Annotated in this window: 23 protein-coding genes and 5 pseudogenes; 20 read left to right on the top strand and 8 right to left on the bottom strand. The window is 58.9% G+C overall.

Translation table 11 applies throughout. The features are described 5' to 3' along the window. Positions 1 to 30 precede the first annotated feature (30 nt). Positions 31 to 474: a hypothetical protein gene (locus ACZ89F_RS24710; RefSeq protein ID WP_476094629.1), complete on the bottom strand. Its 444-nt coding sequence runs from the start codon at positions 472 to 474 to the stop codon at positions 31 to 33. A 182-nt stretch (positions 475 to 656) separates the two neighbouring features. Between ACZ89F_RS24710 and ACZ89F_RS24705 the strand changes: the two genes are divergently transcribed. The 9 genes and pseudogenes from ACZ89F_RS24705 (at position 657) to ACZ89F_RS24665 (ending at position 5,040) form a co-directional block, all read left to right on the top strand. Beyond that, the gene (locus ACZ89F_RS24705; protein WP_476094627.1) at positions 657 to 899 is read left to right on the top strand and encodes a hypothetical protein; all 243 of its coding nucleotides are present in this window, start codon (positions 657 to 659) and stop codon (positions 897 to 899) included. A 196-nt stretch (positions 900 to 1,095) separates the two neighbouring features. Next, a complete protein-coding gene (locus tag ACZ89F_RS24700; RefSeq protein ID WP_352864905.1) occupies positions 1,096 to 1,374 on the top strand; it encodes a type II toxin-antitoxin system ParD family antitoxin in 279 nt (92 codons plus the stop codon). Next, positions 1,361 to 1,678: a type II toxin-antitoxin system RelE/ParE family toxin gene (locus ACZ89F_RS24695; protein WP_476094626.1), complete on the top strand. Its 318-nt coding sequence runs from the start codon at positions 1,361 to 1,363 to the stop codon at positions 1,676 to 1,678. Before ACZ89F_RS24700 ends, ACZ89F_RS24695 begins: the two co-directional genes overlap by 14 nt. Before the next feature lie 478 nt (positions 1,679 to 2,156). Beyond that, positions 2,157 to 2,741: an AbiJ-related protein gene (locus tag ACZ89F_RS24690; protein ID WP_476094624.1), complete on the top strand. Its 585-nt coding sequence runs from the start codon at positions 2,157 to 2,159 to the stop codon at positions 2,739 to 2,741. Beyond that, positions 2,701 to 3,129 carry an abortive infection family protein gene (locus ACZ89F_RS24685; RefSeq protein ID WP_476097361.1) on the top strand — a complete coding sequence of 143 codons (429 nt, stop codon included), beginning with the start codon at positions 2,701 to 2,703 and terminating at the stop codon, positions 3,127 to 3,129. The genes ACZ89F_RS24690 and ACZ89F_RS24685 overlap by 41 nt, the downstream gene beginning before the upstream one ends. Next, positions 3,130 to 3,951 (top strand): PIN domain-containing protein, encoded by an 822-nt coding sequence (locus tag ACZ89F_RS24680; protein ID WP_476094454.1) that lies wholly within the window; start codon positions 3,130 to 3,132, stop codon positions 3,949 to 3,951. It begins immediately after the preceding gene. Positions 3,952 to 4,027: 76 nt separating this feature from the next. Continuing rightward, complete coding sequence (locus ACZ89F_RS24675) at positions 4,028 to 4,285, top strand: hypothetical protein (RefSeq protein ID WP_476097483.1); 258 nt, start codon at positions 4,028 to 4,030, stop codon at positions 4,283 to 4,285. Beyond that, positions 4,251 to 4,771: pseudogene (locus ACZ89F_RS24670) on the top strand (Y-family DNA polymerase); the annotation flags it as partial. The gene ACZ89F_RS24675 and the pseudogene ACZ89F_RS24670, both read left to right, overlap by 35 nt. Before the next feature lie 53 nt (positions 4,772 to 4,824). After that, positions 4,825 to 5,040 carry a hypothetical protein gene (locus tag ACZ89F_RS24665; RefSeq protein WP_476097482.1) on the top strand — a complete coding sequence of 72 codons (216 nt, stop codon included), beginning with the start codon at positions 4,825 to 4,827 and terminating at the stop codon, positions 5,038 to 5,040. A 133-nt stretch (positions 5,041 to 5,173) separates the two neighbouring features. Here the strand turns inward: ACZ89F_RS24665 and ACZ89F_RS24660 are convergent, their stop codons facing one another. Together ACZ89F_RS24660 and ACZ89F_RS24655 are read right to left on the bottom strand one after the other, a co-directional pair. Further along, positions 5,174 to 5,881 carry a DUF930 domain-containing protein gene (locus ACZ89F_RS24660; protein ID WP_476094455.1) on the bottom strand — a complete coding sequence of 236 codons (708 nt, stop codon included), beginning with the start codon at positions 5,879 to 5,881 and terminating at the stop codon, positions 5,174 to 5,176. Between the two features lie 45 nt (positions 5,882 to 5,926). Further along, a complete protein-coding gene (locus ACZ89F_RS24655) occupies positions 5,927 to 6,625 on the bottom strand; it encodes a recombinase family protein (RefSeq protein WP_476094622.1) in 699 nt (232 codons plus the stop codon). Between the two features lie 95 nt (positions 6,626 to 6,720). Between ACZ89F_RS24655 and ACZ89F_RS24650 the strand changes: the two are divergent. From ACZ89F_RS24650 to ACZ89F_RS24635, 4 genes and pseudogenes are all read left to right on the top strand, one after another. Then, positions 6,721 to 7,039, top strand: a pseudogene (locus ACZ89F_RS24650) (DUF4158 domain-containing protein); the annotation flags it as partial. A 331-nt stretch (positions 7,040 to 7,370) separates the two neighbouring features. Continuing rightward, positions 7,371 to 8,075: an SGNH/GDSL hydrolase family protein gene (locus ACZ89F_RS24645; RefSeq protein WP_476094621.1), complete on the top strand. Its 705-nt coding sequence runs from the start codon at positions 7,371 to 7,373 to the stop codon at positions 8,073 to 8,075. 381 nt (positions 8,076 to 8,456) lie between these two features. Further along, positions 8,457 to 10,376 carry a potassium transporter Kup gene (locus tag ACZ89F_RS24640; protein ID WP_476094619.1) on the top strand — a complete coding sequence of 640 codons (1,920 nt, stop codon included), beginning with the start codon at positions 8,457 to 8,459 and terminating at the stop codon, positions 10,374 to 10,376. Between the two features lie 305 nt (positions 10,377 to 10,681). Next, positions 10,682 to 10,802, top strand: a pseudogene (locus ACZ89F_RS24635) (OB-fold nucleic acid binding domain-containing protein); the annotation flags it as partial. A gap of 126 nt (positions 10,803 to 10,928) precedes the next feature. On the opposite strand, the gene ACZ89F_RS24630 reads toward ACZ89F_RS24635, so the two are convergent. Continuing rightward, positions 10,929 to 11,234: a hypothetical protein gene (locus ACZ89F_RS24630; RefSeq protein WP_476094618.1), complete on the bottom strand. Its 306-nt coding sequence runs from the start codon at positions 11,232 to 11,234 to the stop codon at positions 10,929 to 10,931. A gap of 468 nt (positions 11,235 to 11,702) precedes the next feature. Here ACZ89F_RS24630 and ACZ89F_RS24625 point away from each other — a divergent pair, with 468 nt between their 5' ends. The 3 genes from ACZ89F_RS24625 to ACZ89F_RS24615 all read left to right on the top strand — a co-directional run bounded on the left by ACZ89F_RS24625 (position 11,703) and on the right by ACZ89F_RS24615 (position 14,246). Next, positions 11,703 to 12,260, top strand: coding sequence for a hypothetical protein (locus ACZ89F_RS24625; RefSeq protein ID WP_476094617.1), 558 nt, complete (start codon positions 11,703 to 11,705; stop codon positions 12,258 to 12,260). 380 nt (positions 12,261 to 12,640) lie between these two features. Beyond that, positions 12,641 to 13,186, top strand: coding sequence for a DUF6650 family protein (locus ACZ89F_RS24620; RefSeq protein ID WP_476094616.1), 546 nt, complete (start codon positions 12,641 to 12,643; stop codon positions 13,184 to 13,186). Positions 13,187 to 13,256: 70 nt separating this feature from the next. Beyond that, on the top strand, positions 13,257 to 14,246 hold the full coding sequence (locus ACZ89F_RS24615) for a hypothetical protein (protein ID WP_476094614.1): 990 nt from the start codon (positions 13,257 to 13,259) through the stop codon (positions 14,244 to 14,246). Between the two features lie 271 nt (positions 14,247 to 14,517). On the opposite strand, the gene ACZ89F_RS24610 is transcribed toward ACZ89F_RS24615, so the two are convergent. The 3 genes and pseudogenes from ACZ89F_RS24610 to ACZ89F_RS24600 form a co-directional block, all read right to left on the bottom strand. Further along, positions 14,518 to 14,862: a hypothetical protein gene (locus ACZ89F_RS24610; protein ID WP_476094612.1), complete on the bottom strand. Its 345-nt coding sequence runs from the start codon at positions 14,860 to 14,862 to the stop codon at positions 14,518 to 14,520. Positions 14,863 to 14,872: 10 nt separating this feature from the next. Beyond that, the gene (locus ACZ89F_RS24605) at positions 14,873 to 15,691 is read right to left on the bottom strand and encodes a tetratricopeptide repeat protein (RefSeq protein WP_476094610.1); all 819 of its coding nucleotides are present in this window, start codon (positions 15,689 to 15,691) and stop codon (positions 14,873 to 14,875) included. A gap of 125 nt (positions 15,692 to 15,816) precedes the next feature. Beyond that, positions 15,817 to 18,359, bottom strand: a pseudogene (locus ACZ89F_RS24600) (Tn3 family transposase); the annotation flags it as partial. 202 nt (positions 18,360 to 18,561) lie between these two features. Between ACZ89F_RS24600 and ACZ89F_RS24595 the strand changes: the two are divergent. Together ACZ89F_RS24595 and ACZ89F_RS24590 are read left to right on the top strand one after the other, a co-directional pair. Next, complete coding sequence (locus tag ACZ89F_RS24595) at positions 18,562 to 22,299, top strand: Ulp1 family isopeptidase (protein ID WP_476094609.1); 3,738 nt, start codon at positions 18,562 to 18,564, stop codon at positions 22,297 to 22,299. Positions 22,300 to 22,438: 139 nt separating this feature from the next. Further along, positions 22,439 to 22,576: pseudogene (locus tag ACZ89F_RS24590) on the top strand (integrase core domain-containing protein); the annotation flags it as partial. 5 nt (positions 22,577 to 22,581) lie between these two features. Here ACZ89F_RS24590 and ACZ89F_RS24585 read toward each other — a convergent pair. Continuing rightward, a complete protein-coding gene (locus tag ACZ89F_RS24585; protein ID WP_476094607.1) occupies positions 22,582 to 22,782 on the bottom strand; it encodes a hypothetical protein in 201 nt (66 codons plus the stop codon). A 624-nt stretch (positions 22,783 to 23,406) separates the two neighbouring features. Here ACZ89F_RS24585 and ACZ89F_RS24580 point away from each other — a divergent pair. Together ACZ89F_RS24580 and ACZ89F_RS24575 are read left to right on the top strand one after the other, a co-directional pair. Continuing rightward, positions 23,407 to 24,126, top strand: a complete 720-nt coding sequence (locus ACZ89F_RS24580; RefSeq protein WP_476094606.1) for a LuxR family transcriptional regulator — start codon at positions 23,407 to 23,409, stop codon at positions 24,124 to 24,126. Positions 24,127 to 24,210: 84 nt separating this feature from the next. Beyond that, positions 24,211 to 24,966, top strand: coding sequence for an acyl-homoserine-lactone synthase (locus ACZ89F_RS24575; protein WP_476094604.1), 756 nt, complete (start codon positions 24,211 to 24,213; stop codon positions 24,964 to 24,966). Positions 24,967 to 25,001 lie beyond the last annotated feature (35 nt).

Here is a 25,001-nt window from a genome sequence, read left to right as displayed (position 1 = left end):
CCAGCTCGTTGCAGACATGCGCGTTACCGGCTAGCGCGCGCCGTCGCCGGATAGAGATAGCATGGCACGACGAGAACTCTCCCGAGAGGAATTGTTTGCGCTGGTTTGGGAGAAACCGACCCGCGAGATCGCCAGGGATCTTGGCCTGTCAGATGTGGCGATCGGAAAACCGCGCCTGCAGGTGCCGAAGCCTCCGCGCGGCTGTTGGGCCCGCGCACAGGCTGGGCGGAGGTTGCGCCGCCCAGCCTGGGCGCTTTCCGAGAGGAGCTTGAAACCAAACGCCGGCAGGCTGCGCGCGAAAGAGCAGCGGAATCGTTTTCGAAACTGCAGCGGGAGTTCTATTTGACGGCCCTGACCGATCTGTCCGGCTGCGGCATCGATGTCCGCGCGGCACAACCTTGGGGAAGCGGGCTGCCAGACCTCGATGCGGACCTTGCGGCTCAGATCCTTCTCCTCATCCAAGGTCGCGCCCATGGACTGGGTCGAGGAAGGTAGGATCCCCCGGCCCTCGCCGGTCAGGCAGGGGGTGCAGTAGCACCCTTTTTCAAAGGGCGAGCATCTCGCAGAATGGCACGCTCATCAGGCGTCAATACTCATTTCTGGGGATGGAAATGTCGCGCTCGATCGGCAAGTTCACGGGTGAAGGAGTAACTTCAATGAGCGCCCTGACCTACCAACTGGCCGAAGACGGCGACGGAGCATGGACAATCGTGTTCGTGCCCGAAGACCTGCATCTTTACATTGAATTTCTGAGACCGAGCATGGCTACAGATCCTGCCTATTGGATGACAATCGACGATTTCCTCGCGCGCCGGCCGCTCGGTTCAACCCACAAGCGAGCACTCGACAATCTAGCTGCATTGCTTTGCGGGGCGCTCGGCCGCGATTTCCAGAACTGAAACCGATTCAGTTCCTGGCCCTCAGGTGGAGCAACGCAAGGCCGTGCGCGATGCTCGCGAAGCCTTCACCGCCGTTACCAAGGAGGCGGAACCGATCAAATCCGCCGAGAGAGAATTGCTTTGGAAAGCGGGTGTCGGAAAATTGTATGACACTGTCATGCCATGTGCTATAAGGGGAGGAAGGAAAGGCCAGACCATGAGAACCAGCAAACCCATCACCGTCACCCTCGGCAAGCAGCAGCAGAGCGTTGACGCGCGGTTGGCATCCGGCGCCTACGATTCCGCCAGCGAAGTCATGCGCGCCGCGTTGCGCGCCCTCGATCGCGAAGAGCAGGCCGTCAACGAGGTGCTACGTGCCCGCATCCGGGCGTCCATTGACGATCCCCGCCCCAGCCTTACGGCGGACGAGGCGGAAGCGGAAATGACCCGCTTCATGAAGAACGAAAGCAAAGCGCCGCGCAGTGCGGCGCGCTAACGTCACCTACCGGCCGCAGGCCATTGCCGACCTGCAGGGAATTTACCGTGTCATTGCCGAGGCCAGCCAGAGTGATGGTGTGGCGGCCGGGTTTGTGCAGCGGATCATGGCGCGGTGCCGCAAAATCGGTGACGCGCCGAACGGCGGCCGGCCCCGCGATGACCTGGAGCCGGGGTTGCGCACCGTGCCGTTCGAACGCACGGCCATCATCGCCTACCGCGTGACCGACAACGTCGAGATCACCAACGTGTTTTACGGCGGCCGCGACTACGAGGCCCTGTACCATACCGGCGAACCCGACTGACAGCGCGCCTGGTCAGATGCCGCCAGCTTTGGTGCATAGAATGGCATTGGCCAGCTTACTGCCCTGGCTCAAAATTGAAAGTAGCAATCCTATTTAACCACTCCCTTATGAGCCACTCATTTGAGCCGTCGATTTCAGAAGACGGTTTCAGTGATTATCAGAAGAGGAGCTGCTTTCGTGCCCAATTTCCGTGGGAGACAGCATATCTGACGCTACTTTTCGCCCGCGCCAGGTTGTAAACTTAAGCCCAAAAGAGGTGCGGGGTGGAATACCAAGAGTCAAAAGGGTATCCGACGGCAGCAGTCAAGAATCTGAGGCACGAACTCGCGTCGGCCATCTCAGATTCAGTGCCAACGATGTTCCGGCACTTTGCGCTCGCCTCGGACTTCGACATGGGGATCGCGAGGAATCGTTCAAGAGCAAGTATAAATACGCGGAGCGACGGCTTCTGGAGAAATCTGCAGCGGAATTGATCCCTGTGGCCGCGCGGCTGCTCGAAGAGTCCGAGTCCTACAGTTTGCCAGAAGCGCTTGTAAAACTCGAAGAGTCCAGCCAGGCTACCGTATCCGAACTCACGCGCCGGCGGGTGATGTCGATATTCGACAGGAGATCACTTTCATCGGAAATGGAGGAAATCGAATTTATAAGGCGGGTTTGGCCAACGGAGAAAATGCCTTCCACTCTGTACGTCGCGGGCTCCGGCAAGACGTTCGATGACGACTTGTTCAATGCAATCGTGCGGAATAACGATTGGGACAATCGCGAGATTTTCAACGCGGCTGGTTTCCTGATGTGCTCCCAAAAGCAGTTCTTTCGCTTCGTCGAGGAGGTCGCCAGTCCGCTGGTGCAATCGCCGGAGGTTCAAGCGGAAATCGCAGCAGCGATCAACGATCACCTCAGACACGATGGGTATCGCTTGACGATCGTCCGACGGCTATCAGGTAGCCCGGTCTACCAAGTCCAACCCGCGGCTATTGGTAGCCCCTCCGACAAGGCGATTTCGGAAGCGCTAGCAGCGTTCGATCCCGGATACCGTACATGCGAGGTGGGAGCAGGCGCTTGATCGTCGAGGCACCGATCCCGAGGGCGCGATCACGCTGTCCAGGACCCTTCTCGAAGATGTCTGTAAATGGGTCATTGTCGAGGCTGGCGAATCCTACGACGAGAAGGATGACCTCCCCATCCTGTATCGAAAGCTGGCCAAGATTCTGAAGCTCGCCCCTGACGACCACACCGAGACAGTGTTCAAACAGATTTTAGGCAACTGCCAGTCCGTTGTCGAATCCCTCGGATCTCTCAGGAACAAAATTTCAGACGCACATAGCCGCGGGCCTAAACGCGTGAAACCTGCACCGCGTCACGCACAGCTAGCCGTCAACCTGTCGGGTACGATGGCAACATTTCTGGTGTCGACGTGGGACGCCATGAAAGCCAAGAACGAAGGGAAATAGATGCCCGGTTTTGACGAGGAAGCAATCAAGGATGACATCGCCCACGGCCGCATAGGCGCGATATCCCTCGATACTACGGTTTTCGACAGGCACGAGTGCAATCTCGATGCGAAAGCCTTCGAGGGATTGGAGCAGGTCAAATCCACCAAGGTGTCCGTGCTGCTGTCGGAGGTGAAGAAGTCCGAGTTTCCGGATGCGCTCACTCTGATGAGCTTGGAAGCGTGGGCGGCCTCCAAGGATACGAAGGTCTTGGTCGTCAGCAATGACAAGGGATGGCAGTCTTTCGCGGATGCCTCTGAGAGACTGGTCTGTGTGAAGGACCTGAGCACCGCACTCGAGTTGTTCAGCCCACAAGTTGCGCAGGAAATCTCCAACCAGGTTTTGAAGCTGCTCAGCGATGGCCAAGCTCCAGCGATGCAGGGTGCTATCGAACGCGAGCTGTATTGGTATTTCGAATCTTTCCCACCCGAAATCGACCGGGATGCGTCCCACGAATACGAGATTGAGAGTGTCGAAGCTGTTCCTCAGTATTGGAAAGTTGCAGATCCGGCCGATCTTAAAGTCTTGAATTCCGACGACGAATTCATCACGATGTCGATCAATATCTCGGCTCGTATAAATATCTCGGTTTCAGTGCGATTTTACGCTCCTGACTATGCGGATAGAGACTACATTGACTTCGGTGACCACAATGTCGAGCAAGAGGACACGTTGATCTTTCCCATCGCCGTCAAGTTTCATCGCAATTTCGAGGGCGAACCTGAGGCGGATTCCGTCGAGGTGCTGCCCTTTCCTTACACAACCCGCTTTCACTGCCTCTGATCCCGATTGGGACTATGAAGAGTAGGCGCAAGTTCTCAGTACTCGCACGGCAGGAAAATCACATCTGGAAAACGAAATGAGCTCGATAGACGTGCATGCAGCGCCGCCTATGAGGGATGATCAACGGCGCAATGCCCTGGCTGACATGGAGTTAATCGCGTGCGGCGAAGAACTCGATTTGCCGTGGCGCCGTGTCCGGATTTTGCTCGATCATAAGCTTGCGGTGGTCCAGCATCCCGTTTTGACGGCGGGGAGCCGCACGTCTCTCGGCCTGACGGATCGCGGGCTGCGATTCATGGATGCTGCAAGAGCGCGCCAGACAAATTGCGCATAAGAAAAAATTCCTCTTGACGGGGAGCCGCGGCGGGTGTTCTGCTTCTGTTCCTACGATAGGAGCAACCATGCGCAAGCCGGAAACCATCGAACGGCTCTATTTGGATTTCGACGACTTTTTCGCGTCGGTCGAACAGCAGTGCGACCGACGCCTGCGCGGTCGGCCGGTCGGTGTCGTTCCGTTCGAGGGAACGGACAGAACGGCCGTGATCGCATGCAGCCGCGAAGCAAAAGCGTATGGCGTCAAGAATGTCATGCCGATCAACGAGGCGAAGCGGCTTTGGCCGGAGCTCGTTCTGGTTCCGCAAAAGCCGGATTTGTATCGCCGGCCCATAATGCGCTCTTATCGGAAATTGAAACGGTCATTCCGATCGACACGGCGAAGTCGATCGATGAGCTGACGTGCCGCCTCGACGAAGCGCGCCGATCTGACCCGCTCGCTCTGGCGGCGAAGATCAAAGCGACAATTGCCGAAAATGTCGGACCATGGATCACTTGCACGATCGGGTTTGCAGCCAACCGGCAACTCGCGAAAATTGCATGCAAGGCTGGCAAGCGCGATGGCGGCCGGAAGACCTTCCGGCTGCGCTGCTCGCCGTCACAATGGAAGACATTCCAGGTGTCGGCGGCAACATGGCGAAGCGCCTCTATCGCGCCGGCATCTTCACGACGGACCAGCTTTACAATGTCCAGGCGAAGCATATGCGCAAGCTATGTTACTGGAGAGCGCCTTTGGTACGCCCTGCACGGTTATGACATCCAAGCACCCGCCTCGAGCCGTGGCATGTTCGGACATGGCCGCGTGCTGCCGCCGGAGTCGCGGACGATCCCGGGGTCGGCTCCGGTAGGGGGCGAAATGACACTTTAAGCATGCACAGGGACTTCGACCTCAGTCGGATGGACCGTCGCCGACGGGAAGTGAATGTGTTTCCCATTCGCTCTTAGGGATTTCCGTGCCCAGCGAGAATTCGAAGGCAACCACCCTTTCCAAATCCTGGGTTACCTCGCATTTGAATTTAATGTCGTACCAATGGCGTTTGCTTCTGAGCGCCGCGCCATCCGCCTGGAGTGTAAGACCGGAAAGCTTTGTGTCGGCCATGGCGTAGGCAACGACGAAATCCGGCTGGAAGTCGGCCTTCCATATATGGACCTGTTCCATAGCTTCGACGTTGCAGAGTTGGATAATACGATCATCAGTGCCCAGTTGTCTTAGCGCAACCAAAGCTTCCTTGCTTCGCGGGTCTGCCAGCACTTTCGCTGAGAATAACTCCTTGGCCCGAACCATACCATTTCCCTGAGGAGCCAACTCGTTGGCTATCGCTGGTTTTGTATCTTGCTCAGGTGCCCGGTCAATCGGTGTGGGCAACGAGATAGGCTTGCTGTCGCTTTGAGTAACAGCAGGCTGTGCGGTTGCTGCAGCTTGCGGTTCACTCAGGATTTCGACGGTGATGCTTTGTTCGGTTGGCGGAGGCGGCGATTTCCTGGTTGGCAAGAATCCAACGGCTAAGACGGCGATCAGGTGCAACGTCACGGAGATTGCAAGGCTCAGCGCTATTGCGTTAGGGGCATACCGGCCATTTTTTTCCTGTATCGGCAAGGTTACAGCTCTGATGGCCGTGGACCTGGACCAAGCTCAGATCGGCTAAAATGCTCTTTTCCACTTCCGAATAAAGCCGAGAAGAATGCCCTCCGAAGCTTCGCGTTCGCCATCGGCCTCTTCCGCAACATGCAGCGACTGTTCTGTCGCCCGATATCGCTGCACGACGTCTGCGACGGTGTTCTTGCTGATACCAAGGTCGCGGGCGATCCAGCGGTAGCTTCGCCCTTCATCAATAAGTGCCAGGACCTTGGGTGCTAATCGGTCGGATTTTGGTCGGACTCCGATCTGTCTTCCGAGTTGCCGCCCTCGCGCCTTTGCTGCGGCAAGCCCGGATTTGATTCGTTCGCTGATGAGATCACGCTCGAATTCGGCAATGCCGGAAAGCAATGTCGCCAGCATCCGGCCATGTGGGGACGCTAGGTCGAAGGCCATGCCGTTCATGGCGATAACGGAAACTTTCCAGCTTTCGAGTTCACGCAGCGTGTTGAGGAGGTCGATCGTCGAGCGACCCCATCGAGAAAGTTCGGTCACGAGGATGACATCGATCTGCCGCGACTGGGCCAGGGCCATGATTTTGCGTCGCTCAGCGCAATCGAGCTTCGCACCAGAACCAGTTTCCTTGAAGATTCCAGCGATATCGTAACCGGCGCGGCCGGCAAAAGCCGTCAGGTCCCGCTCTTGCCGTTCACAAGACTGATCGGCCGTTGAAACTCGGCAGTAGATGGCGGCGCGCTGTCCCAATTGAACCCTCGTAAATTTTGGTGCCGGAAGGCCTTGATTTGCATGGGCTGAGTGTTGTCCAAAACAGACTATACTTCAATAGGGACAATTGCGGCATGCCAAGGCGACATATTCTCAGCGAGCGACAGCGCTCGGCACTCTTCGATCTGCCAACCGATGAATTGTCCCTGCTTCGGCATTACACACTGGGCGACGACGATCTTGGACACATCCAGGAACGCCGCAGGCCGGAGAACAGGCTGGGGTTCGCCCTGCAGCTTTGCGCGTTGCGATATCCAGGGCGCGCGCTGGCTCCGGGCGAGGCGATCCCGCATGAGGTCCTGTCGTTCATCGGGGCTCAGCTTGGCGTCCCGGCCGATGCGCTGCTCACCTATGCCGCACGACGGCGCGTTGCGTGAGATCTACGGCTACAAGGGGAGCATGAGGAACTGTGGGGCGGTCGGTGATGGAGGCTCTCTGAACGGGCCGGAACCGCGCCACAGAAAGTGCCCGTTTGGTAGGTCGCAACGTGACTGCCCCACAGTTCCTCATGCTCCCCGAGACGCGAGACAAACTCTTGCTGGGGGCCGCGGGAGTAGCCATAGCGGCTGCTATGGCTCTTGCGTATCAGCGGCGGGAACAGGAGAGGACGGCGGTCGATTAATCCGGAAAGCGGAGCGAACTCGAACAGCAGCCACTGAAGGCGTGCGCACGAGCGACAGTCGTGGGAGACGCCGGTCTGGTAAGGATATCGCGCAGGAGCCTGTTGCTGGCCGCCGCCGCGGGACAAGCAGTTTCCACCGTACAAACTGTTTCCGCCGAGGACGTGGCTGTGATGAACAAGGTTGTGCTACTAGGCGATTCGGTGTTCGACAACAGCGCCTATGTGGCCGATGGAGCAGATCTATTGGCCCACGTTTTGCGTCAGCTCCCGATCGGCTGGTTGGCCATGCTGCTTGCCGTTGACGGCAGCGTCATGGCGGATGTGGGCCGGCAACTGAACCGCCTGCCAGCCGACGCCACTCATCTGGTGGTAAGCGTGGGAGGGAACGACGCACTCGGCGTCTCCTCCGTTTTGAACGCTCCATCGCGGTCCGTTGCCGACACTCTGCTGAGGCTCGCCGAAATTAGAGAGCAGTTTTGCTTGGAGTATATGTCGACGCTGGATGCCGTTCTGGCTGTAGGGCTGCCGACCGCGATTTGCTCGATCTACGATGTCCGGTATGCCGACCCCGACCAGAGACGCATTGCGGTAACGGCCCTGTCGATCCTCAACGATTGCATCACACGAGCAGCCGCCGTGCGCGGCGTTCCGCTTATCGACCTTCGCATTGTCTGCAGCGAGGACGCCGACTTTGTCAACGCCATCGAGCCTTCGGAACAGGGCGGCAAAAAGATTGCCGCGGCGATCGTGTCGTTCCTTGCCAAGCATGAATTCCGAAGCGGGCCTGCCGAACTGATCGTTCGGTAGCAGCGCTTGCAGTTGCCAGTCATGGTCGATCGGGCTTCCTCGGCGTTGCGGAGGACGAGGCAGCCGCTGAGCGGGCGTTTGTGGCCCTCCCAAGCGCGGACTTGTTCTCCCCCATCATCTCTCAGGAAACCGCCATCCTTGTGCGCCCCGACACCCTGGTCGCCATCGGTCGCATCGCGGGGGCACTGTGGCCGAGAACCATTCATTGATCTGGGCGCTTGAGGGTTCTGCCGGTGCGCTATTGCTCGTCGGTAGGGCTTCGGGGCTGGCGAGTCTGCCAAGGCGAGCAACGACAGGCGATGCCGGCAGACATTACGTTACGGCACTTGATATTGCAGTGCAGCAAGCGTAGAGCACCGCGCGCTTATCGGAGTGTCGTCCATGGCCCTTACCAATGCTGGTAACGAGGCAGAACCTGTCGAACAATCGAGCCATTCTGAGGTCGAGCAGCACAGCACCAAGGTGCTGATGCTGGGCGCACTCGGTGTCGTTTACGGCGATATCGGCACCAGCCCGATCTATGCATTTCGCGAGGCGTTGCATGCATCAGCCGGTGGCAACGTCGCCAACCGTGGCGACATCCTCGGCGTACTGTCGCTGATCATCTGGTCGCTGACGATCACCGTGACGATCAAATACATCATGTTCGTGCTCCGCGCCGACAATCGAGGCGAGGGCGGAGTGCTGTCGCTTATGGCGCTGGCGCGCAACGGTTTCCCGACCCGCTCTGCGGTGATCCTCGGCATCGGCATCGTCGGCGCGGCGCTTTTTTTCGGCGACGCAGTCATTACGCCGGCAATCTCGGTACTGTCGGCGGTCGAAGGTATGAATGTCGTCACGCCGACATTCCAGCCCTATGTGGTGCCGCTGACAGTGGCCATCCTGGCGATCGTGTTTGCGGTACAGCGGTTTGGCACCGGCGGCGTAGGATTGGTGTTCGGGCCCGTTACCGCGCTGTGGTTCCTGGCCATCGGCCTTTCCGGCCTCAACCACATCATGGACGACCCGGAAATCCTGCTGGCAATCAGCCCGCATTATATCGTGTCATTCCTGATCAATTCGCCCGAAGTCGCCTTCGTCACGGTTGGTGCGGTTTTTCTCGCCGTCACCGGCGCTGAGGCGCTCTATGCCGACCTTGGCCATTTCGGGCGCAAGCCGATCGTGCTTGCCTGGCTGGCGGTAGTGTTTCCTTGCCTGTTGCTCAACTATGTCGGGCAAGGCGCCTTCGTGTTGGCGAATGGCGGTGTCGTCGGTCATCCCTTCTTCGAGATGAACGAAGGCTGGATGCTTATCCCGATGGTGGTGCTGGCGACGGCGGCGACCGTGATCGCCAGCCAGGCGGTGATCTCCGGCGCCTTCTCGCTGACCAGGCAAGCGGTACAGCTCAACATGCTGCCGCGTTTCGTGATCCTGCATACGTCGGAAAAACAGTCGGGCCAAATCTACCTGCCGCGCGTCAACCTGCTGCTGGCGCTGGTGGTGATGCTGCTGGTGGTCGGCTTCGGCGAATCGAGCAGACTGGCCTCGGCTTACGGTATTTCGGTGACCGGCAACATGCTGGTGACGAACATACTGCTTTATGTCGTCATGACGCGCATCTGGAAATGGCCGCTCGGCGTCGCGATAGCCTTAATGGCGGTGTTCGTCTTCATCGATACCGGCTTCTTTGCAGCCAACATCGTCAAGGTATTCGAAGGCGGCTGGGCCTCGCTTGCCATTGCCGCAGGGATCGTGATGACCATGTGGACTTGGATAAGAGGCACCAGGTACCTGTTCGACAAGACGCGCAGGAACGAGATTCCGCTCGATTTCCTTGCCGCCAATTTGTTGAAGAAGAAACCGCAGTTGGTATCCGGTACGGCCGTGTTCCTGACCAGCGATCCGGTCAGCGCGCCGACCGCGCTGATGCACAGCCTGAAGCACTACAAGGTGCTGCATGAACAGAACGTCATCCTCTCGGTGGTGACGGCGCAGCAGCCTGTCGTGCCCGACAGTGACCGGGTCAAGATGGAAACCATCAACGATCTGTTCATGCGGGTGACGCTGACCTTCGGCTACATGGAGCAGCCCAACATTCCGCGCGCGCTGGCGATCTGCCGCAAGCAGGGCTGGAAGTTCGACATTATGACGACCTCCTTCTTCCTGTCGCGGCGCTCGCTCAAGGCGTCACCCAATTCCGGCATGCCGGTGTGGCAGGACAAGCTGTTCATCGGCCTAGCGCGCACGGCAGCCGATGCGACGGAGTATTTCCAGATTCCGACCGGACGTGTGGTTGAGATCGGAACGCAGGTGGCCGTTTAGGCATGCCCGGTTGAGCAGAATCAATTGGCATTTCCCGAGCCGGTGAATGCCTGGCCGGGCGGAGGCCACGATGCTTGCGCCCAACTGGGGTCCGGTTCCAGGCCCGAAGCTTCCGGCCCCAAAGCCGTCCCTTTACGCCTGCGATCATTCCCGTTCCCCATTGTCTTGCCGACCACCAGTCGAGATGCGCTGAAACGACCTCGCCGGGCAGCAACTTATTTATTTGAACGTGATCGATGTGCCGCAAGTCCGACCTTCAATTTTTCAGTTCACAGGCAAGCGTTCCCAAAATCGGCGTGCCGCCTAACCGGCGCCGCATCGTGACCTGTCAGGAAGCCATGCAGGCGCGAGACAGAAGCTGGCTCGAGGCCGCCGGCCTGGTGCTGGTCCGGCAGCGGCCGGGCTCGGCCAAAGGCTTCATGTTTCTCACCAAGGCATGCCGAAGGGGCGCGACATCGTCGATGCCCATGACCATATCGACCATATCAAGGTCAAGACGCGGCACTTCCGGTAGCGCTTCCGGACGGCCACTTCAGCAGCATGTTGTGCCCGCTATTGTCGGGCACGGTTAACCGCCGATTGGCAGCAGGTCACCCATGCCGGATCCCAAATGTCGTCGCTCTCAAGCGCAACGACTGCCCGCACCTTTTTAAAGTCGGCGAGCACCTCGACGGCAGGACGCCGCCCCGTTTCCTGAGCCGCGGCGTAGCCGGTGTATTCGTGACCGTCCGGCTCAAACCACTCCAACGATTCCACGGTAGCCATGGCGTCGCCCTTGCGGCCGCGCGTGATGCGAATGATCGTGATCCCATCCTCGGCGCTCGCGTCCATGGAGACACGCTGCCAACGCTTCATCATGCTCTACCCCCATCTTGTTCCAAGGCGGTCGGATCATCTCAATGAGCCCTGCCTCGGGGCCGGCGGCTTGGCCGGGAGCCCGTTCCACCCCAGCGCCAGCGGAACAGCGATGTAAACCTCGAAAGTGGTCCCGGTGCCCACCTGCTCGGCGGTGATCTCGTTCAGCCGCCAGCTTCCCATGCATAACGCACCAGGGCTCGCAAGGGCTTGTGAACAATCTCGAACCATTTGCTCACTTCCAAGCGGCGTCTATACGACCAATATGACGCGTGGGACCGCAGCCTGACGATGTTCTGACACACAATCAAAGCAGCTCACTGACTGGCCTATGCCAGGATGACCCGAGATCCCGGGACAGCGCTTTGGCTGCGAACATTTCATTGCGATTGCCCGCGATGATTTGGAACATCTCAATACGTTGATGATAATCAGCTCCTTGGGAGCCCTGATTTACTGGACAGATCGAATGTGGCACTGAGTAAATTGCTATCTGGCCGTGCGCGCACATACCGCCCTGGCTTCCTTGCGCGGATGTTTCCTTCCGGAAAATGGAAGCTGACCCTGGACCCCAAGCTGTCCGGGCGCATTCGGCTGAGCCAGGATGGCGATGTTGATCTCAGCTGCCTCGATATCGTGTCGGTTTCGACCAGCAAGGCGCTGCTGTGGCATACCGTCGAGATCCGCGCACGCGGCAGAACGGACAATCTGTCGAGTCTGTCGGGGGATGCGTCCGAGCAACTGGCCGCAGACCTTCATGCGTTCATCAACACCCATCTCTTCGACCTCATCGGCACAGAGACGGATCATTTGCTCGATGTCGATGCCAGACTTCGGGAGATCACCGAAGGCAACAGACAGTATCTCGCGCAGGCCGATCTCGGCCGGGCCATCGCCAGCGTGCCCGGCAGCGCCGATAGCGAATCTGTTCTGCCACCAGCGCGGATATCCACTGTGTGCCACAAGAGGGCCTTGCTGACGGAAATCGACACGATATCAAGGCAGCTAAGCTCTACCTCGCTATCTTGAGCCAGCCGGAAATGTCCCGAGATTTTCGAGTCTAGGGTCAGCTTCCATTTTCCCGCTGGAAACATCCGGCGGTAGTTCCGCGAGCGGGCAGATAGCAATTTGGTCAAGGCCACGTTCAATACGCTCGGTAGGCAAGAGCTCCTCAAGAGTGAATATCAGCAACAGATTGAGATGTTCCAAATCATCGTGGTCGGACATTGCTCGGGCCGCGATGCAGGTCGCGGCTCTCTTTCGTCGCCCGTCACGGGAACAACGCAACCGCGTCGGCGCGTCAACGATCTCTTTAGATGGTTGCGGCGAGCTACACCCGGCCAAACGCCGGGCTTTCCTTTTACGTCCTACCGCGCCAATGATGCGAATCTGGAGTGGAGAGGCAGTAGATGGCAATCGTTCGGCGAAGCTTCGACGCCATTCGAAGCAGGCTCACCGGCATCGGGTTCCTCAGTATTAGCGCGAGCTGGGATCCGCCAGTCGCACAACGGACGGTGATCTTGCGGCTGTTCAATTTCTTGGAGAATCGGCGTGTGCTCTACGCGCCGATGCATTTCGAGCTTCCGGACCAAGTTGATCAGTCGGTAATTCAGATTCGCAATGAGCTTACGCAAATCTTGAACGACCTTCCCGAGAATTCGCCAACTGCACGGCGCGTCCGGCATCTGCGCACAGCCTCCCGGCGTTTTCTGGAGGATGCGCCGCCGGACTACCGAAACATCGCCTATCGCCTGCGCAACGACGTCGATCATGGATCACCGATCCGGTCGCATGATCACGGCGAGCGCCCGTTGACGCCCGGCTATTTCGTGGCGTTGGGGGAGTTGCGGGCAATCTTCGGATTGCAGCTTTCGGCGCTCGCCGCGGAATTCGAGATAGACGTGGAGGAAGACCTTGCGTCGATCTTCCCCGTTGCTGTCGAGCGCCATGATTGAATCTGTAGCGCTACAAGACTGACGCCATGCTGACATGTGCTGCGAATAAACGTCGAGGCTGGGAGATTATGTGACCGAGCGTAGGGGCAAGGATTCAACCGGCGAGTGGCCAACTATTACCGAAAAGCATTGGTATGTGTTGTCTATCGTCAGTGCGACGTTCACGGCCGTCGCTATCGTAGCCGCTTTTCTGTTCATTTTCGGAGACGGCTTCGATGGCGAGCATGATACCCGCTTGGCCCAAGCGCTCGCCCCCTTCGGCGTTGCACTGTTCGCGCTGGTAACTTTTTGCACGGTTAGCTGGCGAGGTTCCATTAGCGTTCGGCAGGCCAATCAAGCTGAGAACGAAGGGCGCGCAAGACTCCTTCAAGAGGGAGCTAAACTTTTGAGCGAGCCAAGCAAACCATCCCATGTGTCTGCCGGTGTCGCTACTCTAAGCGTGCTCATTCATAGCGGGCAAGGGGACTACGCGTGGAGCGCAATGAACCTGCTCGCTGATTTTGTCGAAGATCACATGCGTAACTATCACGGCAACTGGCATCGAGAGGAGATTTCCGGAGTCATGCGGTCCGGAGACGAGGCGGGTTTTAACACCGGTCGAAGCATCACCTTCTACGTTGTGGAACCCGAAGAGGATCACCATTACGACGATGATCCTGTATACTGGCATTACATTCCAGGATTCGCCTCTGTAAGATATTTCGGAGGGGAATTTCCAGTCGATGACGAATACGAAATTGATAGCCTGAAAAATGCATCATTCAACGGGGTAACAATAGCGCGATGGAAGGGCGTAACGGTGGACAGTCGATTTGAGAGATCCATGTTCAAGAATTGCGGTGTCGCTCGTGTCGACTCGATTGATTCACTGAATCATCATGCGAATTATAAATATGCTTTTGAGAGATGTGATTTCTCGAATTGCATATTCGCGGATCAGGAAATGCTCGCGCTGGATTTTCGAGAGGGCGAAAATTACTTTCGTGCTGATGCCCCTCCTACACTCGCTGGCGGAACTGCCGCAATCGACTGGGCTGCGTTTCTGATCCGCAGAGAATGACCGAACATCTCGCTGCAAAAAATCAAAAAATCGATAGGACACCAATCGTCCCGATTTTCCCGCGGCAGTGAGGGTCGATCGGGACAAAGTTCAGAGGCGATGAACGCTCTGGCCATGCAGCTACATCTATCCAGGCCTAATCGGCCCGAAGCTGCGATTTTGGCCAACTTGCGGAACAATCGGAGAACTTCACGGCTTGCTCACCTCGGGTTGGAGGAGCATGGCGACATTTTCGGCGGCAAATTTGAATCCTCTGCGGTCGGGAATTCGCTCAGCGGAGATCGGGTGGCGTGGCCGCTTTGGATCGATGCCGTGATCCGGAACCGTTCGCTTGCGGTGCGGAACTCGCGTCCGAAGTCCGAAGGGGCCAATCCGAATTGCTCTGCGAGAACTCGAACCTGTCATTTTCGAGGTTGAACGCGGTGCCGTCGCAAGCGGGAATGCTGACGCGGAACACGGGCTCGAAGGAGAAGCCGGTATCCGTGCCGCGCCATCCGGCGCCCTCGATGACCAGGCCGTGGTCCTCAGCGATCTTCTGGCAGACCTCGAGCATTCGGGTCTGGATCTCTTCGCATGTCGCTGGCGTCAGATGGGTTATGAGCCTGCCCTTCATCATTTGCCCTTCCTCACCTGATAGACAGTACGGCGTGAGACGACGCCCATCGTCGTCGTCGTGGTTTCAGCTTTCTGGTCACCTCCGCCAGCCACGCGACTGCACCGGGCGTGGCCTGCCAGGCCTGGCCGTTTTCCTCGACGTAGTCTGCTGCCTCGTCCTCGCCCCCCAAGGTGATATAGCCGTCGATGGAAGCAACCAAAGGCTGCTTGCCGGAAAGGACGCCAGGCACACGGCTGTTCGCGAGCCAGGCCTCCTCGGCAAGCTTGCCGGCGCCCGGATCGTTTTCACGAAAGGCAAGAAGTGCCCGCGTGTAGAGCCATGCAGCAGCGCCATCGTCTTCGTGCTGTTTGAGAAGCTTCCTCAGGGCCTTGATATCGTCGCGCGCCAGCAAACGCCCGGCCAGCACATAGCGGATGCCCTGATTGTCATTCGGATTTAGCTTGAGCATTGCCTGATAATGGTCGATGGCCTCCTGATGCTGACCAAGCCGCCAGAGTACGGCGGCAAGACCTGCCCGCGCCCGCATGTAGGGGCGCGTCTCGAGAAAACCCCAGAAGCGACCGGCATATTCCTCAAACCCGTCAGGGCCCAGCGCCTCTTCACCCGCCGCGACGCCCTTCTGGTAGCAGTCCAGCACTTCCTCGACAGACCCCGCCTCTTCTTCGGCCAACAGCACATAGGCGTCGGCGCACAACGGCGAGACTTTAAGCGCTTTCCTGGCCAGCGAAATACGCTTGCTGCGACTGGTTGCTTCCCAAGCCTCATACATGATGTCTTGCGCAGCGTCCGTCGGGTCGCTCCCACGCCCTCCGCCGAAAAGACCTGCCATGAACCCCTCCATGCCGCGCCGGTCTGGCATCGGAGGCAGAGCATTGTCATTTTCCGGCTTCTTCGCCACTGCCTTCTTTCGGGGCTTTCTTAGATACAGGCATTTCTACCATTCCCTTCGATGCTTCAGGCCGCTTGTTTCTGCTCAAAATCGATCCGGGTGTTCAGGTCGAGGTTGAAGCGGCCATAAGGATTGACGTGCCCGTAGATCAGCGGCGTCAGGCCGCGATAATCCTCCGGCGTCAGCCGCGCCAACCATTTCGGCTCGCTCAACACGGACTGCATCATGCGCGTGTTCACATAGACAAGCGACGCCTGCAGCAGATGCAGGGCCAGCACCGATATCTCCTGCTCATCGATCCGGTTCGAGGCGATCTCGCCACCCTTGCCGAAGAAGACGAAGCTGTTGGCGCTGTTCCAGTTCTCGACCACATTCAGGCCTTCGTGGCTTTCGCGGCGGAATTTCTCGTGGCGCAAATACCGGCACAGGAAGATCGTCTTGATCGCCCGGCCGAGCTCGGCAAGAGCCTTGTAGGTCGGATGCATCACCTCGGCGCGAGCGAAGCGGCGCAGGATCGCTTCCGGATCGGCTATTCCGCCGTGCATGGCGGCGGCATATTTGACCATCTCGTCATATTGCTGCTCGATCTCCTCCCAGTTGATGCCGCTTGAAAGAACGGGAAGCAGGTTGGGCAATTCTGCGCGCAGGCCTGCATGCGGCAGCGCCAGCTTCTGCCGGGTGATCGCCTTCAGGCGCGGCGCCAGTTCAAACCCCAGCAGATGGCAGAAGGCAAAGCCGATCGAGCTCTGGCCGTGGCTGTCGACATACTGCCGCTGGATTTCCATGTCGGTGCAATGCCGCAGCACGCCCTTGATCATCGAAGCGACTTCCGAGGACGAGCAGCGCTTGAGCTGCGAGAAGATGCAGGTTGAACCCTTTTCGACGTGCCAGTAGATCATCACGCCGCGACCGCCATAGCGGACATGCCATTCGGTCATAAGGTTGCCGTCCCAGGCGCCGAATTTCTTGGAATCCGAGGCACAGGCCGTGCCGGCTTCGCCCCAGATGGCGGCGTTGCGGATTGCCAGCGTCGCATTGGCAACACGTCCGCAGGCCGCCCCAGCGCATCCCGATGGATGAAGCGCCGGCCAACATGAAGCAGTTCCTCGTAGCTGACATCCGGGCATCCGGCCGCCACGCGTTTCAGGCCGGCATTCGTGCCCAATCCGTAGAGACACAATATCAAGCGCCGGTCGAGCGCGCCGCGCGAAAGCGCCACACGGGAAGCCGACGTTTCAAAGGCGTCCAGAAAGCCGGTGTCGAGTGCCGTCTCCTTCAAGACGTCCAGCAGTTCCGTCATCGGCCAACGCCGGCCGATCTCGGCCTTGACCGATCGGAGGCCCTGCGGTTCCGGCAGCGGCTGGAACGGCGTGATCGAGATGCGGTTCTCGCCGCGCCAGAGAATGCGTACCTCGTCGTTGCGGGGGAGTTCGGCATTCAGCAGCCGCAGTTCCCGCTCAAGCTCGGCCTGGATTTTGCGCGTGAAAGCTCGCGCATCGGACGTCAGGTTGAGCGCGTTGTAGTAGGCCGTCCGTCGGCTCTCGAAATCCTTGGGCAGATCGTCGTCCGGATTGCGATAGCGGTCCGCCCCGATCACCCAGATTTCCTTGGCCCGGATGCGGTCGCGCAACTGGCTGAGGACGCAAAGCTCATAGCTGATGCGATTGATTCGCCCATCCTTTCCGATGATCGCGCCGCGCCATTTCGGCGGAATGACGCCTTCGATCGGCACCCCGTTCCGCGGCACCACGCGGCAACCCGTTTCGAAGGCCCGCCTGATCCAGTCCAACGCCCCAAGCACGGCATTGTTCGAACGAAACTCCAGAACCGAAAGAAGCTTCGGCAGGATTCTTCGATAGTGACCGGCATCGGATCCACGCATAACCTGGTAGATGCGCCGTTCGAGCGTGCCCTTCGCCCGATACTCTTTGACGATCGCCGCTAGCTTTTCCTTGCCCGCTACCGGAAAGATCACATCACAGACCCGGCCACCCGGCGCCTCGATCGCGGCACCCGCGATATCGACCAGCAGCCGCTCCTTGCCGTAAACCCTCTCGATGTCACGCGCGATGCCGGCCACCACCTTGCGCTTCGAACGCACCCCGATCTTGTGGATGGTCTCCACCAACAGGTCGATCATGCCGTCGATGATCTGTGCTTCCTGCATCATCAGGAAAACGGTATAGAGTCCCAGTTGCCGCCTCGAGGCGTGGCGGCGCATCTCCGACGCTTTTTCGGCGCCGACCCGCCGAACGATCTGATCGATCCAGGTCTTGCCGGCAGCGGATAGAAGATCGCGCGGCAAATCCAGCTTCTTGATGAAGGCAAGCCGATCAGCCAGGGCAAGCATGTTGTCCAGCGTGGCTGCACCCGCATCTCCTTTGATCGTATGCAACCCGGTCGGGCTATCTGGATCGGCCAGCGATGTTTCCATCAGCGCGACCGTTTCCGGGCGAAGCCGATCCGCAACACCGCCAAGAAAGGATTCCAGAAAGCGTTGCCGCTCGGAGCGCACTATCCGCTCCATCTCCTTGCGCCACGGACCGAAAATCTTGCGATCCCGGCACCACAGAAATACAGCCTCCATCATCGCAGCGACCGATGCTCCCCTACAGGCGTGTGTGGCAGGGGAGGAAATGGCGGCCTTGAGCGTCTGAACTCTCCGGCGAAACACAAGGCCATGCCTCTGGTTGCCGAAAACTATGCAGCACATCCGTCTTGGCGGGCACGTAGTCGTCAGGTTCTCGACAGCTTCCCTATGGCAGACTCAAGCCCACCCAAAACGGACCTGTTGCTGAAAGTGAGAACGGATGGATTTCACCTCGACCAAGCGGGTGGGCGGACAATCGAACAGAGCCGGCCTGCAAGAGAGCTCACCCGCGGCTCCGTCCGTAGGTGCGGCCGCCTTTGAGCGGCAACTGAGCGAAATCGCCAAATCAGATGGAGGTCGTGGAGCAATGCCGGGACCGTTCTCGGCGCCTCACTCGGCTCAGTTTTTGAAACGGCTCAGCAGGCGCCCTCTTTATCCCGGGGATTCTGAGTCTATTTTGGCGCTTCAGCCGGCCCTCATCAAGGGCAACGCTGCCGAGGGCACCGCCAGGAACAACGTAAGTTCTCTTCTCAGCTTTGGCCACTGGCTCTTCGCAAACAACAAAGGTCCCATGAAGGACCGGGTCGACGAGCAGTCGCTGACCGATGATGCGCGCGAGTTCATCGGAGATCGCAATCCCGCGAAATTCCTTACGGCAATAGGTCATCTCCGGACTTCGCAGTCGACGGGCGGAATCGTGCCGATCGCAGGCTGCTCTGAGTTGAGTCCGTATCCCCAGGACGCGGCTCTCATCAAAGAGTACAGAGACGAAGCAGCGACACCGACCGGCAAAAGGAATGCAACGGCTCTCAGGAACTTCAGTGACTATCTGCGTCAAAACAACAAGAAGGGCATTGCTGGTCGGCTTTCCGGCAAGACGTTGGATGGAGATGTCAAGGGCTATAAAGAGGACGCCGGTGGTGGTCCAAAGATCGACTACGCGCTGGCTTGTCTCCGAAAATCGCATGCCGGCGCTAAAACGATGGAGCGCGAACGCCATGTTCCCCCCGGTCCTGATCCCGAAGACGCGGCACTGATGGAGTCGAGGCGAGTCGGCGACGCCGATGTGCAGCACAGCGCATCGCAGGAAGTCGGCAGTTGGCCAAAGGAACTTGCTGCGGCGGCCCACGATCAGGACGGGCCTTTGGAGTTGATGGACCGACCGGGCCCGTTCTCGGCGCCGCAGCCGGCTCAGTCAGCTCCGTTTGGCAGGAACCAGCCTCTCTATCCCGAGGATACTTCACTTATTTTGGGGCTTAGGAAGGCCCTCATCAAAGGCAATGCCGCCGAGAGCACCGCCAAGGAGTATGTAGGTTCTCTTCTCAGCTTTGGCCGCTGGCTCTTCGCAAACAACAAAGATCCCATGAAGGATCGGCTCGACCCCAAGTCACTGACCGAGGATGCGCGTACGTTCCTCGGAGAGCGTAATCCCAAGACCCTCACTCTTGCTATAAATCATCTCCGGACCTCGCAGTCGATGGGGGGCATCGTGCCGATCACAGCCCGCGCTGAGTTGACTCCTCACCCCGAGGATGTGGCCCTCATCGATGAGTACAAAAACGAAGCAGGGAAATCGACCGGCAAAAGGAATGCAACTGCACTTCGGGGCTTCAGTGACTACCTGCGTCAAAACAACAAGAAGGGTCTTGCTGGTCGGCTTTCCGGCAAGGCATTGGATGGAGATGTCAAGGGCTTTAAGGAGGCCGGTGGTGATCGAAAGACTGGTTACGTACTGGCTTGTCTTCGAAAATCGCATGCCGGGGCTAAGGCGATGCAGCGCGAGCGCCATATTCCCTCCGTTCCTGATGCCGAACACGCGGCGCTATTGGACCCGAGGCGGGTCGGCGAGGCGATTGCGCAGCGCAGCACGTCCCAGGAAGTCGGCAGTTGGCCAAAGGAGCTTCGGGCACAGCAGGATAATCAACCAGCGCCGTCAGTTTTCACCGGTCCAGGGAAGTTGCCCGCTGGACTGGATAACCTCAACAGCATCGGGGCGGGCGCTTTCGGAGCAGCCGGCTCTCGGCAGGCTGGGGTTGAGGCTGCCGCCCGGCCGTTGTTAGCGGTCAGCGAACAGCAGATTCGGCGCTCGCCTGGCGCGGTTGACAGGGGCAACCACCTGCCAACCGAGTGGGTCATCATCAACAACGAACATTCCAAAGCGCTGTTGAGGCCGGCGAAGAGGCAGAGGACGCTGGACGATTCGCAAGGCCTTGCCGCCGAGCGGCAGCCGAGCGAAATCGCTAATTCGGGCGGTCGCCTGCAGATGCCGGCCATTACCTCGCTGCAAGCTATCAACGAAGGGCAGGTCGGGCGGGGCCGCATCAACAAACATGATGCGCCGAAGAAAGATCTTGACCGCTTCAAGCGTCCTGCCGATCGGACCCAAAATTCAACACCGGTTACCGTGGGCGGCGACAACCGTGCTGCCAGAGTGCACTCAGACACCTTCGGCGGTCTTCAGTCTTTTGTCGATCTGAATGCGCCCACACCGTCCGACTTACGCGACGATGCTCATTTTGCGCCACCCGCCCCTGCCGGGGCTCGCTCAGACACCTACGCCGGTCTTCAGTCTTTTATTGATCTGAATGCGCCCACGCCGTCCGACTTACGCGACGATGCTCACTTTGCGCCAGCGCACCCTGCCAGAGTGCGCTCAGACACCTATGGCGGTCTTCAGTCTTTTGTTGATCTGAATGCGCCCACGCCGTCCGACTTGCGCGACGATGCTCATTCTGCACCTGTGCGTCCGCAGCGGCAGATGCTCCGCGAGAGGGAGTGGCAGCCCGTGATACAAGGGACAGGGTCCGCCGCCGTTCCGGGGGCGGGAGAACCCAATGAGGTTCAGCTCATCCATCACCCTCGACCTCGGCCCATGGGTGAAGTTGCGCCAGCGGCACCGCCAAGAGCTCCTCAACCCGCCTCGCCAGTCACCGCCAGGCTGCCAGACACCTACCGCGGTCTTCCACTGGTTGATGTGACGACGCTAACGACCAGTTCCTCCGATGCTCAGATCGGGGCGTTCGGTCCGACAGCCTCGTCCAAGGTCGCCAACGGGTCGGTGCTCGGCGCCACCGAGTGGCTGAGCGACGCCCATATCCAGAGGGATTACCATTTGCTGGAGGGGCAACTGCAGGGGATCAATCCGAGGCTCGCCGCCCGGACACGGCTGGTGGATCCGTCGGTATCCCATCTCCTGCGTCATGTGGGGTCGAACACCGCGCAACACACATTGCAGTCCATCTATAATCAAAGCACCGCCCCGGCCGACTTCCTGTTCCTGCCCGTGAACAATGGCACTCTTGATAGGCTCGGCACCCATTGGTCGCTGCTGCTCGTTGATCGCCGCGAGCCGGAAAGACCGGTCGCCTATCACTACGACTCCCGCCAGCGAGAGGGTTACAACGACGTGCCTGCAACACAGCTCGCAGGACTGCTGAACGCCACCTTGGCGCCAGCCCCCATGGCCCGACAGCCGAACCATTATGATTGCGGCGTCTTTGTGCTGGACGGCACGTGGGCGCTGGTTGGACGATTGGTGGAAGGGCAGCGGCCAGGCCGCGAGCCGCTGCCCCTCGACAACCTCGTCGCCGATCGGCAGGCGCTGCAAGACCGGCTGAGGAGGCGCTTGCCGCACGAGGAAGAGCCCCGGCAGCTGTTGGATGATGAACCCGCCTCCCCACCAATGATGGCATTCGAGCCAGGGGAACTGTGGCGACTGTTGGAGGACGAGCCCGCCTCCCCACCAATGATGGCATTCGACCCAGCGGAACTGCGGCGACTGTTGGAGGACGAGCCCGCCTCCCCACCAATGATGGCATTCGACCCAGCGGAACTCCGGCAGCTGTTGGATGATGAACCCGCCTCCTCCTCGCCACGAATTAATTCAACCCGACATGCGCGAATGGACGGTGTTCATCAGCCAACCCAGGCGCCGTGGCCCCCTCGCTCTCAAGGGTAAGCGCTGCCGTCCGCGGACGAGGGGATGTGGATCACGGGGCAGCGCAGGCCCGGTCTGACTTGAACTATGGTGGTAAGGAGCAGGAACCCGTACAGCGCCTTCTGGTCGACAGTGCCGGGGAGATGTAATCTGGCCAGTCAACGGCCGCTTCAGGGCGGAGTGCCTGAACGCCCACTGGTTCCTGACCCTTGCCGAGGCCGCCGAAAAGTTGGAGGATTGGCGCAGATACTACAACACCGTGCGCCCGCACGACGCGCTTGGCGGCGCTGTGCCGCTCGACCGCTATCGCGTCTGCAGCGCCAGTATCGCGAAATCGTCGAGCCGTTCGACTATGCCAACGACGATCTCGTCCGCCGCGTTCAGCAGCATGGCTTCGTCTCCATCCTCGGCCACACCATGCGCCTGTGCAGGGCCTTCGCCGGCAAATCCGTCGCCTTTCGCCCAACCGCTGCCGACGGCGTCTTCGACGCCTGGTTCAGACACCAGAAAATAGAAACCATCGACCTCAATGCCCTGGCTCGATAAGATGGCAAACTGTTCGCGATGTCCTCGCACACCTGTTCGCGATGTCCCCAGTCCAAACAGTTCCAAGACGGTCGGATCATCTCGACGAGCTCTGCCTCGAGGCCGGCGGGCGTGAGCCGGAAGCCCGTTTCACTCCAGCGCCGGCGGAACGGCGATGTAAACCTCGAGAGTGGTCCCAGCGCCCAGCTGCTCGGCGGTGATCTCGTTCAGCAGCCAGTTTACCACGCAAACAGGCAGGATGAGGTGTGACCGATGGCGGGGAGCGCGGAGACCCTGTTTATCGCAGCACTGCCAGCATCAGCACTTGCCGCGCAAATGTTTGCTACGCCACAGGATTTAGTGGCAAACTGTGGGGCAGATTTTGGATTTCCGTCAAAGAGCCACCGAGGATTACTTTTTGAACCTCGATCTTGTCGCATCTCATGGTCGACCGGACGGCGGGCGGCGCGATTCAGGGTGCGCCCTGACGACCGAAGCGCTGTATCGCGCATAGAGGGGCAGCGGACCGATATGGAAGCCCATTGCCCCCGCTCATGATGATTGGCGAGCAATGAATAGAAGTTGTGGCAGGAGGCGAGTGTCGTGATTGGAGCAGCTGCTTTTGGCTTCATTGAAAGATGCGGCGGTCATCGTTGCTCAACGGACCTCTTGAAGGACATACTTACCAGCTCAAGACCACTCGGATTTGAGCATCTCATTTTCTCAGGTGTGCCCGTGGGAGGTCAGAAACTCGCTCCGATGGTTGAATTGATGGGCTGGCCCCAAGGCTGGTTCGAGCGATATTGTGAGAAAGAGCATTCAAGGTCGGATGCTGTCTGCATCTACTCAGCCAAGTCACGCTTTCCCTTCAATTGGGATGAAATTCCGGAATGCTGGACAGGCACTCCTGAGAGCAAGCTTGTTCACGACGAAGCGACCGAGTTTGGAATCCGCAGCGGATTTGCGGTCCCGATGCATGCGTTCAAACATTGGCAGTCTGTCCTGTCATTCGCTTCCGGGCAGCTACGCTGCAACATGTCGGAACATGAAAAGTCTCTTCTGGTCACGATGGCCATTTACGCTGGGATGTCTATCGAAGCCTTTATATATGGCGAGAGGGAGGTGGACCCGCTGACGGAGCGTCAAAAGGAAGTGCTACTTTGGGCCGCAGAGGGCAAGTCTGCCTGGGATGTATCAGTCATCCTTGGGATAAGCGAAGCGACGGTTCGCAAACATGAAAAAGCGGCCCGCGAGGCGCTAGGCGTTTCGACCACAATCCAAGCAGTTGTCGAAGCAATTAGGCTGCGGGCTATACATCCGTGAATTTGTCAAGGTATCAACCCTGATACCTGACAACGGATGAGAACGTTGCGAAGCTCAGCTCCAACCAACCAGAGGAGCTGATGCATGATCCATGCACATGTAGTCACGTCACGCAATAGGCTGCTCTATGAGAGGGAATTCGACGAATTCCTTCGTCGGCGTCATGACGCCTTTGTGCGGCAGAAGCAGTGGCGCCCGGAAAGCATCGATGGCCGTGAGGTTGATCAATTCGATACGGACGTCGCAACGTACATTCTTGGCATGCAGGACGACCAGGTCGTTACATCCGCCAGGCTTATCCCAACCAGCGATCCACATCTGGTATCCGAAGTTTTCCCTGATATGTGCGAACTAACCGGCGTACCTAGGCGTCCGGACTATGCGGAATGGACGCGAACCTTCGTCAAAGGAGATGTCGCTGACCGCGGAATTAGGGGAACTATTACTCAACTTTCCTATGCCGTCGTGGAGTATGCGCTGGATGAAGGTTTGTCAGCGGTCGGAGGTATCCAGAAAACGTACTTCATGGCCCATCATGGCCGCTTGAGATGGAAGGTCCGGCCGTGCGGACTCGCAAAGGAAGTCGGCGGCGAATGGTGTATCGTCGCCTACACTGATGTCACACAGGAAGCATTGGTGAGCGTCCGCCGTCTGCTGGGTATTGACCATTCACTGCTTGTTCGTCGCGGTGAGCAGAGACCGTTTGTCGCCGACAGTGTGAATTTCGACAGCTATCCAAGATTCATTCGCTCGCTGCCGGCGGATGCAAATTTCGAAGTGCCAAAGCGACCCCCGCACTCCTTTGCATCTGCATTGTCGGCAAACGCGAGAGAATCTTAGTGAGTATACCTCTCAGTCATCCAGACGGACGGTGA

The sequence above is a fragment of the Mesorhizobium sp. USDA 3734 genome, assembly GCF_056279665.1.
This window is presented reverse-complemented; position numbering and strand designations above follow the sequence as displayed.

What these genes read in the sequence shown, in the direction of transcription:
- ACZ89F_RS24710 (WP_476094629.1), bottom strand. Translation starts at nt 474, where the DNA reads ATGGGCGCGACCTTGGATGAGGAGAAGGATCTGAGCCGCAAGGTCCGC.
- ACZ89F_RS24705 (WP_476094627.1), top strand. Translation starts at nt 657, where the DNA reads ATGAGCGCCCTGACCTACCAACTGGCCGAAGACGGCGACGGAGCATGG.
- ACZ89F_RS24700 (WP_352864905.1), top strand. Translation starts at nt 1,096, where the DNA reads ATGAGAACCAGCAAACCCATCACCGTCACCCTCGGCAAGCAGCAGCAG.
- ACZ89F_RS24680 (WP_476094454.1), top strand. Translation starts at nt 3,130, where the DNA reads ATGCCCGGTTTTGACGAGGAAGCAATCAAGGATGACATCGCCCACGGC.
- ACZ89F_RS24675 (WP_476097483.1), top strand. Translation starts at nt 4,028, where the DNA reads ATGAGCTCGATAGACGTGCATGCAGCGCCGCCTATGAGGGATGATCAA.
- ACZ89F_RS24665 (WP_476097482.1), top strand. Translation starts at nt 4,825, where the DNA reads ATGCAAGGCTGGCAAGCGCGATGGCGGCCGGAAGACCTTCCGGCTGCG.
- ACZ89F_RS24640 (WP_476094619.1), top strand. Translation starts at nt 8,457, where the DNA reads ATGGCCCTTACCAATGCTGGTAACGAGGCAGAACCTGTCGAACAATCG.
- ACZ89F_RS24630 (WP_476094618.1), bottom strand. Translation starts at nt 11,234, where the DNA reads ATGATGAAGCGTTGGCAGCGTGTCTCCATGGACGCGAGCGCCGAGGAT.
- ACZ89F_RS24620 (WP_476094616.1), top strand. Translation starts at nt 12,641, where the DNA reads ATGGCAATCGTTCGGCGAAGCTTCGACGCCATTCGAAGCAGGCTCACC.
- ACZ89F_RS24610 (WP_476094612.1), bottom strand. Translation starts at nt 14,862, where the DNA reads ATGATGAAGGGCAGGCTCATAACCCATCTGACGCCAGCGACATGCGAA.
- ACZ89F_RS24605 (WP_476094610.1), bottom strand. Translation starts at nt 15,691, where the DNA reads ATGGCAGGTCTTTTCGGCGGAGGGCGTGGGAGCGACCCGACGGACGCT.
- ACZ89F_RS24595 (WP_476094609.1), top strand. Translation starts at nt 18,562, where the DNA reads ATGGATTTCACCTCGACCAAGCGGGTGGGCGGACAATCGAACAGAGCC.
- ACZ89F_RS24575 (WP_476094604.1), top strand. Translation starts at nt 24,211, where the DNA reads ATGATCCATGCACATGTAGTCACGTCACGCAATAGGCTGCTCTATGAG.